Raw genomic sequence first — 12,525 nt, forward strand, 5'->3', positions numbered from 1 at the left:
GGTGACTACCTTCATGCGATTAAACATTTTTACCCTTTCTTTGACACCCGCACAGATAGGTTCTGTGTACGTTAACTGACAAAGTTATCGGCGCGTTTGAAGAGAACTTTAAGGGATAATGGGTAACTATTTTTTGGTGGGGCGTAAGAGAAAAGGTGGCACTTTGGTCCCCTCACCCACAGGGTGAGAGGACCATTGAGAACTGGTGCTAGTTCACGGCGAGTCGGCGTGCTGCATCATCTCGATCTGTGACACTATGACACGCAGTGATTTAGTCAATCTGCGGCGCGTTTAAAGCAATCAGGCGATTTTTGCCACGTTATCGAGCAGCGACATCTCTTCGCTGCTCAGCAGCTTTTCGATATCCACCAGGATCAACATGCGTTCGCCGAGCGATCCCAAACCGGTGAGGTATTCCGTAGCCAGCGTGACCGCAAACTCGGGGGCCGGGCGGATCTGTTCCGCCATTAACGACAGCACATCAGAAACGCCATCCACCACGATCCCCACCACCCGCTGACCAAAGTTCAGCACGATCACCACGGTGTTTTCATCATAAGAGACGTCCTGCTGGGCAAACTTCACCCGCAGATCGATAATCGGTACGATCACCCCACGCAGATTGGTCACCCCCTTGATAAACGCCGGGGTGTTGGCGATGCGCGTTACCTGATCGTAACCGCGGATCTCCTGAACCTTGAGGATATCAATGCCATACTCTTCGTTACCCAAGGTAAAAATCAGGAACTCCTGACCTACCGTTTCGCCAGCCAGTTTGCTGACGGCTGCCAGTCCTGCCATTTCGATCACCTTTAAATCAGTCGGTTAATAATTATGCGGCAGCGTCCGTCAGACGCTTTTCCCGGTTCAGCGTTTGCAGCGCTGAAACATCTACAATCAGCGCCACGCTGCCATCCCCCAGAATGGTGGCAGCGGAAATACCCGGCACCTTGCGGTAATTGCTTTCCAGATTTTTCACCACCACCTGGTGTTGACCGATCAGTTGATCGACCAGCAGCGCATAGCGGCGGCCGGCACTTTGCAAAATCACCACGATGCCCTGGGTGGCTTCGGTTTTGGCTCCATCAACCTCAAACACCCGATACAACTCAACCAGAGGCAGATATTCACCGCGTACCTGAAGCACGCGCTCCCCACCGGCCAGCGGATGCAAATCCTCGGCCTGCGGTTGCAATGATTCCATCACGGCATTCAAAGGCAGAATGAACACTTCCTCATTCACCTTGACCGACATGCCGTCAAGAATAGCCAGCGTCAGCGGCAGTAAAATGCGGATTGAAGTGCCCTTCCCGGCCTGGAAATGAATTTCGACATGGCCTCCCATCTCCTGGATATTTCGCTTCACCACGTCCATACCCACTCCACGCCCAGAGACGTCGGTCACCTGCTCGGCGGTGGAGAAACCAGGTGCAAAGATCAGCATGCCGACCTCTTCATCGCTCATGTTGTCACTCACCGCCAACCCCTGTGAGGCGGCCTTGGCGAGGATTTTCTGGCGGTTGAGTCCGGCTCCATCATCGGTGACTTCAATGCAGATATTGCCGCCCTGATGTTCGGCGGACAGGATCAGATTACCCACTTCAGCCTTACCGGCAGCCAGGCGCGCGGCCGGTTCTTCAATACCGTGATCCAAACTGTTGCGTACCAGGTGCGTCAACGGATCGATAATGCGTTCAATCAGGCTCTTGTCCAGTTCGGTAGAGCTGCCCCGTAGCGTCAACTCCACCTGCTTGTCCAGCTTGCTGGCCAGATCGCGCACCAGACGTGGGAAGCGGCTGAAAACGTACTCCATCGGCATCATGCGGATCGACATCACCGACTCTTGCAGATCGCGGGCGTTACGCTCCAACTGGCTCATGCTGTTGAGCAGATCGCCGTGGTTGACCGGATCCAGATTGCCGGAACGTTGGGCCAGCATCGACTGAGTGATCACCAATTCCCCTACCAGGTTGATCAGTTGATCGACCTTTTCTACCGCCACGCGGATGCTGGTAGACTCGCTAGCCTTGGCTTTGGGCTTCGGCGCTTCAGCTACCGCAACAGGCGCAATGGGAGTAGCAACGGCAACGGGCTCCGGCGCGCTGATCTTCGCCACGGCCTTAGGCGGCGTGGAAAAGGCAATCTGCTCCGGCTCCAGCACAAAGCACAGCACCGCGCTGATATCCTCCTCACTGGCCGAGGTCAGTAAAGTGACCTCCAGGCTGCTCTCGGTCTGCTGCGGGTTTTCCACCTCACCCAGATTGCCCAACTCTTCCAGCATCAGCGGAATTTCACTCGGCTTCAGGCCGCTCAGGCCGATCCGCATCCCGCCCTCGATCGCAGCCGGAGCAGCGGCATGAGTCACCGGAGAGGCTACCGCTACCGCCGCCGCAGGAGCATCCTGCTGTTGCGCTTCCAAAGCCAACTGCCGCAACGCCTGACAAATATACTCAAAGCTTTCGCTATCAGGCTGTTGCGACGTTTTATAGGCGTCCAGTTGCTCCTGCATAATGTCTTTGGTTTCCAGAAACAGGTTGATAATTTCGGTGCTCAGGCTCATTTCCTGACGCCGGGCACCGTCCAGCAAATTCTCCAGCAGGTGGGTAGTTTCCTGCAGTACGCTAAAGCCGAAAGTGGCCGCTCCGCCCTTGATCGAGTGGGCAGCGCGGAAAATCGCGTTCAGTGGTTCAATATCCGGGGCCAGCGGGTCCAGCTCCAACAGATGTTGCTCCATATCGGCCAGCAGCTCGTCTGCCTCATCAAAAAAGGTCTGATAAAAAGCGCTTATATCCATGCTCACGGGGTCACCTCTGCTGTGAGTCGCTGTTAGTCGGTGAAGTGGCGGAAGGTGCCGCCGGAATAGCCGCTGTCGGCCTGGTGTCTGCGGCTTTCGCCGCTGCCGGGGGCTGCTCAGGCGTACTGGGTACTGCCGGTGATGCTACGGTTTGAGCAGGCGGCGACGGCGGTAATTCCGGTGTCACCATGGCCGATGTCGTTGCCTGCGGTGCCAACTGCTTCAGGCCTGCCGGCTGGTCGATTTCCGTAGCGCTGCTCTCCGCATTCTCGTGTTCTATCCCTTGCTGGGTTTGTTTGTTCAGCACCAGAATGGTGATTCGCCGGTTCACCGCATCATCCCCGCCGTGCTGTTTCAGGTTCATGGTCGAAGCCATCCCAACCACCCGCAACACCTTGCCTTCGGCCAGACCACCGGCGATCAGTTCACGCCGGGAAGCATTGGCACGATCGGCGGACAGCTCCCAGTTGCTGTAATAGCGCTCACCGGTGGCATAAGGCAGGTCGTCGGTATGGCCCGACAGGCTGATTTTGTTCGATAATCCGTTGAGGATCGGCGCTATCCCGCGCAGGATATCGCGCATATAGCTTTCCACCTGCGCGCTACCGGTCTTGAACATTGGCCGGTTCTGGCTGTCGATAATTTGAATGCGTAATCCTTCGTCCATCATGTTGATCAGCAAATGCGGCCGCAGCGCTTTCAGGCGCGGGTCCGACTCAATCAGCTCATCGAGCTTCTCACGCAGCTTGTTCAGGCGCAGCTCTTCCGCACGCTTTTCCGGTGAATCCATCTGCTTTTTGACCAACCCTTGCTGCTGGGTTGGATCGTCACCACCGCCCGGGATTGGGCTACTTTCCGAGCTGCTCTTGTCGCCGCTGGTCAGTGCCACCTTCAGTGGAGTGCGGAAATATTCGGCTATCTGCGTCAACTCTTGCGGGCTAGCAATCGCCAGCAGCCACATCACCAGAAAAAATGCCATCATCGCCGTCATAAAATCGGCATAGGCAATTTTCCAGGAGCCGCCGTGATGACCGGCATGGTGGGCTTTGCGTTTTTTGACCAGAATTACCGGGTGATTCTGTTTCATGCGTCCTGCTCTTCCGTCGCCTGCTGTGCCGGGGCTTTCACCTTGCGCACATGCTCTTCCAGCTCAACGAAGGAAGGGCGTTCCGTGGTGTACAACGTTTTACGGCCAAACTCGACCGCGATCTGTGGAGCATAACCATTCAAACTCGACAGCAAGGTGACCTTGATGCACTGCATCATCTTGGTGGTTTCAGCACTCTTCTGGCGCAGCAAAGTGGCCAGCGGCGAGATAAACCCATAGGCCAACAGGATGCCGAGAAAGGTTCCCACCATCGCATTGGCGATCAGTGCCCCCAATTCCGCCGCTGGCCGGTCAGCCGAAGCGAGCGCGTGCACAACCCCCATCACGGCGGCTACGATGCCGAAAGCCGGTAACGAATCGCCAACCATCGCCAGGCTACCCGCTGGTACCTCGCTCTCCTGTTCGAAGGTTTCGATCTCTTCATCCATCAACGCTTCGATCTCAAAAGCGTTCATATTGCCGCTCACCATCAGCCGCAAGTAGTCGGTAATAAACTCCACCAGGTGGTTATCGGCAAGAATGCGCGGATAATTAGAGAAAATTTCGCTTTCCTGCGGATTATCAATATCAAACTCAAGCGACAACATGCCCTGCTGGCGCGATTTAGCCATCAGCCGATAGAGCAATGCCATCAGATCCATATACAGTTCTTTGTTGTATTTTGAGCGGCGCATCAGCTTGGGAAGCGCGCGCAGCGTGGATTTAATCGCTTTACCGTTGTTGCCAACGATAAAAGCCCCCACGCCAGCCCCTCCGATGATCAGAAATTCAGCGGGCTGATAGAGCGCGCCGAGGTGGCCCCCGACGATCATATAGCCGCCAAACACGGTACCCAGAACCACGAGATAACCCAAAATAACTAGCACACGTATTCCTTAAATTCACAATGTGGATGGAAGGTGAGTCAGCGCGGGTGAAATTCGGCTACAGCATGGGCCGTACCTGAGGGCCCGGAGTACCGAGCCCTCGAGTTTCACCAGTCTGTGTTGTTGTATAAGCCTGCAAACAGGCTCAGACCGCGCGTTTAACCTGCTCGTCCAGCAGTTGTGGAATAATATCGGCCAGTTGCGGCGAAAGTTTACGTCTTTTTACTGCGCGGGATGGGGGTTGGCATAAACTGCAGACAAAACTGTTAAGCGGCTGGTGCGCATGGGTGATAAAAGTCCCACCACAGCAGCTGCAGGCGGATAGCTGCAACATACCGCTGTCGACAAAACGCACCAGCGTCCAGGCCCGTGTCAGCGCCAGTAACGGAGGTTCACCTGGCTGTTGCGGACACTGTTCCAAATACAGTCGATAGGCTTTGACCACGGCTTCGACCCCTTGGCATTGACCGCATTTGAGCAGGAACTGATACGCATTGAAAAACATCGACGAGTGGATGTTCTGTTCCCAGGTCATGAACCAGTCGGTCGAGAATGGCAGCATGCCTTTGGGCGGTGGACTGCCACGTAATTCTTTGTACAGCTTGATCAATCGCCCACGGCTAAGCTGCGTTTCGCTCTCTAACATCTGCAAGCGCGCGCCCAGCGTGATCAGTTCCATGGCGAGTTGAATGTCCTTGGCTTCCTGAACAATACTTTTCTCACTCATCATCAGGCTCTTTTCTTCGTCACACTACCGCCTTTACCCGAAAGTTCTTTGAGTAAATGGCTCGACAGCAAAATGCCGGTGTGGATCTGTTGCAGATCGTCCACACGAGATTCTTTCGTCAGGTGCTCGATAGTATTGTGATCGTTGAAACGGAAGTGACAAACCAGCTGATTAGTTTCTGCCAGTTTTACCATTTGTGGCAACGTGAGTTGCGACAGCGCATCCGCCATTGAGTTATCAATACCCAGACGGAACATTGCCGACGCTTTTTCATCGTTAATCAGACGCTGTGCCAGAAGCAAATATGACAAGTTAATGTCATAAATATGTTTAAGTAGTTCAGACGTACCCATATTCCCATCCCGACAGACTATGTTTAAAAAACATACGCTGGGTGATAAATTATCGCCCATGACCTGGGTTCATTCCCAAAGTTGGCAAACAAATCCCTGTACGCCAGCCGCGATAACTGCGCGACTATACACAATTCGGGTTGTTACTCAGTATTTGATATACATGTAATTACGTGTATGGATATACAGCATCCTGCTTCAAAAGTGTGTTTTTGGTGTGACTATTTTTACAAAAATAATAAGATTAATCTTAATAACAGCGCAACTCTACCCCCGATCACTTAGCCCACACAACGTAATCGACCCGCAATTTTAAAAACAATGTGACACAGATCACAAAAATAAAAAATATCCACCTCAAAAAGGCCAAGATTAGCCTATTTATTAACCACCAGACTGTACAATAAATAGACTAAAGTAAGAAAAGGTCTTAAAAACTAGCTTTTACAGCCCAAAAATACCTATTTTTAGATCAATTCGAACAAAAGCTTAACTAAAGCCAAATCGCAGAGTAAAAATCTGCCACTCGGCCACCAGTGCAGTTTAAAACACTATTTGTCATTTAAAACCAGTTGCTTATGAATAAAGTTACCCGCTGAAACCGCCCGCTAGCAAAAGTCAGATTTACCTGTAGCGTCCGTTTCAATTTTCTACAAAGCAGATCCCGCAGTTAAAAGGGGCAGTATTAGGGGCTAAACAAGTTAACAGAAGTAACAATTTGTTTCACTTTGAGAGGGTCAGAGAACCCTCGGCAGGGGAAAAGCGAAAAATAATGCCCACTAGAGTTTATCGGTAAGGAAAGTAGCAAATTGAATTTTTTAGTTAGCATTTAAATTATTATTTAGAGTAAATGAATGCTCGCATAGAAAATTCCTAATACCACCTGACTGTGGTAATAAAGCGCATTGAATCACTTTTTTTATTGTCTATCGGCTTTTCACTCTAACGGGGAGTCTGTTTGAGCCTCACACATCTTCTGCAAAATTTTTGAATGTGCGCCATGATAATACATCGACTGCCCCGTTTTCAGCGTGCCACCAAAACCGCTCGGTTATCATTTTCTTTGCGAAACGCAGAGCTATGCTGCCAAACTGCCTCATCTGAACCAATAAGGTAAGATTTCCCCTAATTGGTAGATTATCTGTCAAGGTATATTGCCGAGATGCTCGACACATATTATCATTCGGGGGTGCCCATATCCCTATCAGGGGTATTTTGGCTTAGCGTGTTCCACTTGCTCACTTTTCTTTTATTTTGCCTGGCGACACCGCTTCATCTTATGGCGATTTCTGCGAACATGTGAGGCTTTTCTTACCGCTTTAATACTATTAACAGGCTATATTTTAACTATGACAAGTACCATCGATTACCTGATGACGTTTCGCAAATGTTCCAACTTGGACAGTCTGGAAAAAGTCTATGACAAACTGAATTATTCGCTGACGGACGACAGTGAAATGAGCAACATGTACCGTGCTGCGGACCATCGCCGTGCAGAACTGGTCTCTGGCAAACTGTTCGACCTGGGTAGAGTGCCCAAGTCACTCTGGACACAGGTGCTTTAACCCCCTCCCACTCTTATGCGCGCATCTTTTTATCTTTTATGGCGGAATCTCTTTCCTGCCTTGGGATTTAGCGTTGCGCGTGATACAAACCACATTTATTGTGCGGGCATTGCTCTACCCTTTTAGCACATATTCAGGCAACGAGAGTAGAACATGGGATATCGCAACGTTCTGGTTACGGTGGCAGTCGCAGCTGACAGTCACCGACTGGTAGAGAAAGCCGTCTCCATCGTGCGTCCCTGTGGTGGGAAAATCACGCTGGTCAGCATCATTGCCAATACCGAGGTCTTCCCCGGCCCCATGCTGGGTGACCTGCGAGCGTTGATGGAAGAAGAAACGCTGCTGTTTATGGAGGAACTATGCCTACGAGCCAACTACCCCAACATCGCTACCCGGATAATTCACGGTGAGCTAGGCGACTGCCTGACCTACGCCAACCAGCAACAACCCTTTGATCTGGTCATCTGCGGCAACCATAGCGACAGCATGATGAATAAAGTGGCCTGCTCTGCCGCACGTTTTATCAATACCAGCCGCATTGACGTGCTGATCGTTCCGCTATAACGCATAACTATCCCCTACCGCCATCGATTCAAAGCAAAATTCTTTTTTCCCCATATAAATTAAGTGTGCGATGGAGGTTCACTCTGGCGGCAAAAAATGCCTATTCGGCCAACGTAGCTTCACTGGCATTCCTACCTTGAATCAATTACCTGTCAGCATCAATAGGGCTATTAGGAATTATCCCAGATCCATCAATACTTACGACATTAACTATCACTGATATTTATGATTAACCGTAAAATCCACAGCGTTATTTTTATTCACGATATAAGAAGCTCAACGACCATCCAATAACCATAAGCCTAGCTAGGCGGCAAGCTCACTTATCCATGGAGCTTACTTTAGTCTGTGCCTGAGGTAAGTCAGTCTAGGTAACAACGTTACCGCTGCAAAGAGGATGGAGATATTACGCAATATTTTTCAACAAGGTGGCCAACCATGCTTATTACGCTATCGCACAACTGCGCACATAACGCTATTTTCTATTGCAACATAGTCACTAGACTAGCCAGTACCTGAACACTCTTCGTTCAACACTGTCGCCAAGGAGTCCTCGATGTCTCAGCAAGCGCATCACCGCCGTTTTGTTTTAGCTTCACGCCCACACGGCGAACCACAGGCAGACAATTTCCGCCTGGAAACCAGCTCCATCCCGCAGCCTGCCGCCGGGCAAGTGTTGCTGCGTACGGTTTATCTTTCGTTAGATCCCTATATGCGTGGCCGTATGAGCGATGCGCCCTCTTATGCGCCACCGGTACAGATCGGCGAGGCGATGGTCGGTGGCACCGTATCCCGCGTGCAGGCTTCACAACATCCAGACTTTAACGTTGGAGATTGGGTGTTAGGTTACGACGGATGGCAAAGCCATGCGTTGTCAGATGGCAGCGGCCTGCGTAATCTGGGAGCCGAGCTGGATCACCCTTCCCGCCTCCTTGGCGTGCTCGGTATGCCAGGCTTTACCGCTTATATGGGGTTACTGGATATCGGCCAGCCACAGGCGGGCGAAACTTTGGTGGTCGCGGCAGCCAGCGGAGCCGTAGGTTCCGTGGTAGGCCAGGTTGCCAAGCTGAAAGGATGCCGCGTGGTGGGCGTAGCGGGTGGCGCAGAGAAGTGCCGCTATGTGGTGGAAGAACTCGGGTTTGATGCCTGTATCGATCACCGCTCGGCTGACTTTGCGGCACAACTGGCAGCGGCCTGCCCACAGGGCATCGATATTTACTATGAAAACGTCGGCGGCGCAGTATTCGATGCGGTTATTCCTTTGCTCAATACCAAGGCAAGAATTCCTGTCTGCGGGATAATCGCCCATTACAGCGCGACCGAGTTACCACCAGGCCCAGATCGCTTGCCGTTGTTACAAGGCCTGATCCTGCGTAAACGCATCAAGATGCAGGGTTTTATCATCTTCGATGATTACGCAGAAAACTTCGGCGAGTTTCTACAACAGATGGGGGAATGGGTCAGCCAGGGCAAGATCAAATTCCGCGAGGACGTAGTCGACGGGTTAGAAAATGCCCCACAGGCCTTTTTCGGGCTGCTGAAAGGGAAAAACTTCGGCAAGCTGATTATCCGCGTCGCCGAGGAGTGATCCCCTGTTCAGGGCGCTACGCGCCCTGATTTTGCTTGATGTCTAGACAAAGCGGTCAAGCGCCAATTTCTGTACGCACGTCTAACAGTTCCGGGAAGAAGGTCAACTCTAACGCCTTCTTCAAGAAACTGACGCCGCTGGAGCCGCCGGTGCCTGATTTAAAACCGATGATCCGCTCGACCGTTTTCATATGGCGAAAACGCCATAAATGGAAGCTTTCCTCTATATCCACCAGCTTCTCGGCCATTTCGTAGGCCGCCCAGTAGGTTTGCGGATTATCATAGATTAGTTTGAACACCGGCAGCAGTTCCGGATTGCGCTGGTAAGGCTGGGTCCAGTCTCGTTCAATGCATGCCTGAGGCACCGTAAGACCGTGGCGGGAAAGATAACGGAGGAACTCGTCATACAGGCTCGGGGCTTCGAGGATCGCTTTCAGCGCCGCATGTTTTGACGCATCGTCGCTGAAGACGGCCAGCATGGCGGCATTTTTATTACCCAACAAAAACTCGATCGAACGATATTGATGAGATTGGAAACCCGACGAGTTACCCAACACGCCACGGAACTCCACATATTCTGACGGGGTCAGCGTTTCCAGCACCGCCCATTGCTCAAACAGCAGACGCTGGATCTGCTTCACCCTGGCCAGGATCTTGAAGCAGTGGCTGAGCTTATCCTGCTGCACCAAAGTCCTGGCTGCCTGCAGTTCATGCAGCATCAGTTTCATCCACAGCTCCGAGGTCTGGTGCTGTACAACAAACAGCATCTCATCATGATGCTGTGGGTTGGAAAGTGGCTGCTGACAATCCAGTAGTCGATCCAGGCACAGGTAATCACCGTAGCTCATGCGCTTGGAAAAATCGGTGACGATGGCGCTTTCTAGTTCCCGCTGATTCATGTTCTCTCTCCGTGTCGCTCACACGCCTTTGGCAAACGTGACGCGCGTTGCTGGTTAGCAAGTGAAGAGAAGACAATAGTTCATTCTGGCAACATTAACGTAACAATTAACGAGAGCTGTCTCGCAGATCCGGTGCAGACATCGGTTGTTACGTGGCTATAACCTGATAATCAAAGAGATCGCCCACAACTGCGGGTTCGACGACAGTAACTATTTTTGCAGGATATTCAAAAAGCACACCGATCGTCCCCGTCTGAATATCGTAGGCATTGCCGCAGCCTGTAGTTAAGTTTCGGCTATTGATTCTATACGCCAAAGCCACTGTCTATTATCTGCTCGCCCCCTACAATCAGTAGTAATCACACTGCTTATTTCACCGGGGGCACCATGTACAATTTTTCACGCTATCAGGCCAAAGAACTGGCGCTGGCCTATATGAGCGGTAAACAACACGATCTTTCTCCACAAGAGTTTTTGCAGCAGTTGAAAAGCTGCGAGAAATCTTTCGAGCATCTGCTGAAACATGGCACAGAGTTGCCAGCCGATGTTCTGGTAAAAAGCTTTTAAGCCGCAGCCTGACTGTAACGCCGGGCACGATGCCCGGCGTCGACGCTGATTAGAACCACTTGCCAAAGCGACGGATGTAGAAACGCTTCATCAATTGCGCCACCACACAGTAGCTGACCAGCGTGGCCACCAGCCAAGGGAAATACTCCCACGGCAGCGGTTGCAACCCTACCCATGCCCCGAGCGGCGAGAACGGAATATAGATACCGAGTGCCATAATAATCCCGGTGGTCAACAACACCGGCAGCGCCGCCGTGCTCTGAATGAACGGGATCTTCTGGGTACGCAGCATATGCACTACCAGCGTCTGAGACAGCAGCCCTTCAATAAACCAGCCGGATTGGAACAGCGCCTGATGCTCTACGCTATTGGCGGCAAACACGAACCACATCAACGCATAGGTCGTGATGTCGAAAATCGACGACGTCGGCCCAATCCACAGCATAAAGCGGCCAATATTCTTGGCATCCCATTTGCGGGGTTTACGCAGGAACTCTTTGTCCATCTTGTCCCACGGCAGGGAAAGCTGGGAGATATCGTACATCAGGTTCTGTAACAGCAGGTGGATCGCCAGCATCGGCAGGAACGGAATAAACGCACTGGCCACCAGCACCGAGAACACGTTGCCAAAGTTGGAGCTGGCAGTCATGTTCAGATACTTGATGATATTTCCGAAGGTTTCACGCCCTTTGATCACCCCTTCTTCCAGCACCATCAGGTTCTTTTCCAACAGGATAATGTCGGCGGACTCCTTGGCGATATCGGTACCGGTATCGACAGAAATGCCCACGTCGGCATCGCGTAACGCCGGGGCGTCGTTAATGCCATCCCCCAGGAAGCCCACGGTGTGGCCATTAGCCTGCAACATTTTCAGCACGCGTGATTTTTGTAGCGGCGTCAGCTTGGTGAATACCGTACGTTGTTCAACCTCACGCATCAGATGGGCATCGTCCATCTGTTCAATCTCCAGGCCGGAGAGCGGCGTTCCCGGTTCCAGGCCAACGTCACGGCAGATTTTACAGGTGATTACCGGGTTGTCACCGGTCAGCACTTTCACCGCCACGCCATTTTCCTGCAGGGCAGCAATCGCTTCACGAGCGCTCTCTTTTGGCGGATCGAGGAAGGTCAGCAGGCCTTCGATCACCAGGTCGCGTTCATCCACAATGCTCAATGGCAGAGAGCAACCTTCCAGACCCAGATCTCGCGTTGCCAGCACCAGCACGCGGAAACCATCTTCATTGTACTGGCAGGCCAACGCCTGCAAATCGGCACGGCGAGCCTCGTCAAGCGTCAACACCTCTTGCCCGACACGGACGTGAGTGGCAATCTCCAACATCTCTTCAACTGCACCTTTGCAAATCAGCAGTTGGCGCTGTTGTTCATCCTGTACCACTATCGACAAGCGACGACGTATAAAATCAAACGGCAGCTCATCAACCTTGCTATAGCGCCCCAACGCCTCAACGCCTGGCTGGCCCTGGCCAAAACGGATCAC

General features: G+C 52.1%; 12 protein-coding genes and 1 pseudogene. 5 read left to right on the plus strand and 8 right to left on the minus strand.

Annotation, left to right across the window (positions count from 1 at the left end; all coding sequences use genetic code 11):
- Positions 1 to 300: 300 nt before the first annotated feature.
- From cheW to flhD, 6 genes are all read right to left on the minus strand, one after another.
- On the minus strand, positions 301 to 801 hold the full coding sequence (gene cheW, locus ACLQ7H_RS24785) for a chemotaxis protein CheW (protein WP_411754963.1): 501 nt from the start codon (positions 799 to 801) through the stop codon (positions 301 to 303).
- 31 nt (positions 802 to 832) lie between these two features.
- The gene (gene cheA, locus ACLQ7H_RS24790; protein WP_411754964.1) at positions 833 to 2,800 is read right to left on the minus strand and encodes a chemotaxis protein CheA; all 1,968 of its coding nucleotides are present in this window, start codon (positions 2,798 to 2,800) and stop codon (positions 833 to 835) included.
- A 4-nt stretch (positions 2,801 to 2,804) separates the two neighbouring features.
- Positions 2,805 to 3,881 carry a flagellar motor protein MotB gene (motB, locus tag ACLQ7H_RS24795; RefSeq protein ID WP_411754965.1) on the minus strand — a complete coding sequence of 359 codons (1,077 nt, stop codon included), beginning with the start codon at positions 3,879 to 3,881 and terminating at the stop codon, positions 2,805 to 2,807.
- Positions 3,878 to 4,768, minus strand: a complete 891-nt coding sequence (motA, locus tag ACLQ7H_RS24800) for a flagellar motor stator protein MotA (protein WP_024528916.1) — start codon at positions 4,766 to 4,768, stop codon at positions 3,878 to 3,880. The genes motB and motA overlap by 4 nt, the downstream gene beginning before the upstream one ends.
- Positions 4,769 to 4,913: 145 nt before the next feature.
- Entirely contained in the window at positions 4,914 to 5,498 is a 585-nt protein-coding gene (flhC, locus tag ACLQ7H_RS24805; protein ID WP_411754966.1) for a flagellar transcriptional regulator FlhC, read from the minus strand.
- Positions 5,498 to 5,848: a flagellar transcriptional regulator FlhD gene (gene flhD / locus ACLQ7H_RS24810; protein WP_121607180.1), complete on the minus strand. Its 351-nt coding sequence runs from the start codon at positions 5,846 to 5,848 to the stop codon at positions 5,498 to 5,500. Before flhD ends, flhC begins: the two co-directional genes overlap by 1 nt.
- 1,349 nt (positions 5,849 to 7,197) lie before the next feature.
- Here flhD and ydgT point away from each other — a divergent pair.
- The 3 genes from ydgT (at position 7,198) to ACLQ7H_RS24825 (ending at position 9,565) form a co-directional block, all read left to right on the plus strand.
- Positions 7,198 to 7,413 carry a transcription modulator YdgT gene (gene ydgT, locus ACLQ7H_RS24815; protein WP_411754967.1) on the plus strand — a complete coding sequence of 72 codons (216 nt, stop codon included), beginning with the start codon at positions 7,198 to 7,200 and terminating at the stop codon, positions 7,411 to 7,413.
- 153 nt (positions 7,414 to 7,566) lie between these two features.
- On the plus strand, positions 7,567 to 7,977 hold the full coding sequence (uspC, locus tag ACLQ7H_RS24820; protein WP_411754968.1) for a universal stress protein UspC: 411 nt from the start codon (positions 7,567 to 7,569) through the stop codon (positions 7,975 to 7,977).
- 556 nt (positions 7,978 to 8,533) lie between these two features.
- The gene (locus ACLQ7H_RS24825) at positions 8,534 to 9,565 is read left to right on the plus strand and encodes an NADP-dependent oxidoreductase (protein ID WP_411754969.1); all 1,032 of its coding nucleotides are present in this window, start codon (positions 8,534 to 8,536) and stop codon (positions 9,563 to 9,565) included.
- A gap of 55 nt (positions 9,566 to 9,620) precedes the next feature.
- On the opposite strand, the gene kynA is transcribed toward ACLQ7H_RS24825, so the two are convergent.
- On the minus strand, positions 9,621 to 10,463 hold the full coding sequence (gene kynA / locus ACLQ7H_RS24830; protein WP_411754970.1) for a tryptophan 2,3-dioxygenase: 843 nt from the start codon (positions 10,461 to 10,463) through the stop codon (positions 9,621 to 9,623).
- A gap of 142 nt (positions 10,464 to 10,605) precedes the next feature.
- Here kynA and ACLQ7H_RS24835 point away from each other — a divergent pair.
- Positions 10,606 to 10,748, plus strand: a pseudogene (locus ACLQ7H_RS24835) (AraC family transcriptional regulator); the annotation flags it as partial.
- Positions 10,749 to 10,850: 102 nt separating this feature from the next.
- On the plus strand, positions 10,851 to 11,030 hold the full coding sequence (locus ACLQ7H_RS24840) for a hypothetical protein (RefSeq protein WP_411754971.1): 180 nt from the start codon (positions 10,851 to 10,853) through the stop codon (positions 11,028 to 11,030).
- 49 nt (positions 11,031 to 11,079) lie between these two features.
- Here the strand turns inward: ACLQ7H_RS24840 and mgtA are convergent.
- Positions 11,080 to 12,525 (minus strand): magnesium-translocating P-type ATPase (gene mgtA / locus ACLQ7H_RS24845; RefSeq protein ID WP_411754972.1); only part of this gene is annotated, 1,446 nt, incomplete at its 5' end.

Source organism: Serratia sp. (in: enterobacteria) (assembly GCF_046715635.1).
GTDB lineage: Bacteria > Pseudomonadota > Gammaproteobacteria > Enterobacterales > Enterobacteriaceae > Chania.

Coding starts and splice junctions, on each gene's coding strand:
- motB (WP_411754965.1), bottom strand. CDS start 3,881: ATGAAACAGAATCACCCGGTAATTCTGGTCAAAAAACGCAAAGCCCAC.
- cheW (WP_411754963.1), bottom strand. CDS start 801: ATGGCAGGACTGGCAGCCGTCAGCAAACTGGCTGGCGAAACGGTAGGT.
- ACLQ7H_RS24825 (WP_411754969.1), top strand. CDS start 8,534: ATGTCTCAGCAAGCGCATCACCGCCGTTTTGTTTTAGCTTCACGCCCA.
- flhC (WP_411754966.1), bottom strand. CDS start 5,498: ATGATGAGTGAGAAAAGTATTGTTCAGGAAGCCAAGGACATTCAACTC.
- uspC (WP_411754968.1), top strand. CDS start 7,567: ATGGGATATCGCAACGTTCTGGTTACGGTGGCAGTCGCAGCTGACAGT.
- ydgT (WP_411754967.1), top strand. CDS start 7,198: ATGACAAGTACCATCGATTACCTGATGACGTTTCGCAAATGTTCCAAC.
- ACLQ7H_RS24840 (WP_411754971.1), top strand. CDS start 10,851: ATGTACAATTTTTCACGCTATCAGGCCAAAGAACTGGCGCTGGCCTAT.
- flhD (WP_121607180.1), bottom strand. CDS start 5,848: ATGGGTACGTCTGAACTACTTAAACATATTTATGACATTAACTTGTCA.
- kynA (WP_411754970.1), bottom strand. CDS start 10,463: ATGAATCAGCGGGAACTAGAAAGCGCCATCGTCACCGATTTTTCCAAG.